This is a genomic window from Sagittula salina (assembly GCF_017813235.1).
Lineage (GTDB): Bacteria > Pseudomonadota > Alphaproteobacteria > Rhodobacterales > Rhodobacteraceae > Sagittula > Sagittula salina.
On record NZ_JAGISH010000045.1, the window covers coordinates 1 to 390 of the forward strand.

At 59.0% G+C, this 390-nt stretch carries 1 pseudogene; it reads right to left on the reverse strand.

The features are described from left to right. Positions 1-266 (reverse strand): annotated as a pseudogene (locus J5474_RS22935) (hypothetical protein); the annotation flags it as partial. Positions 267-390: the final 124 nt, after the last annotated feature.

Consider the following 390-nt stretch of genomic DNA (forward strand, 5'->3'; position numbering starts at 1 on the left):
TGCGCCGATGTAATCGCTGACCTGACCGGCGGTGACGAACAGACTGAGAGGACGACCTTTGCTGTCGCAGATGGCGTTCAGTTTGGTCCCTCTCGAGACATTGCTGCGCAATGCCCTGCCGGGCAGTGGTTCATGCCGCCCTTGGTGCGACCGATCAGGCGTCCATGCCGCCCCTTTTTCGCGGCCATGCTGGTCGCTGTTCGGTGGGCCTTCAGGTAGGTCGCATCGATCATGACGGTCTTATGCTCGCCGTGCTCGGCAGCCAAGGGGCTCCGCAAAACCGTCAGGAGAATGGGGACCACCTCACACCTCACATGGTAATCCCCCCCGAAACTAAGGGGCTGCATAAGTAGAGTTTTCTCGCCAAGATGAACGAGGAGATTCTGAATG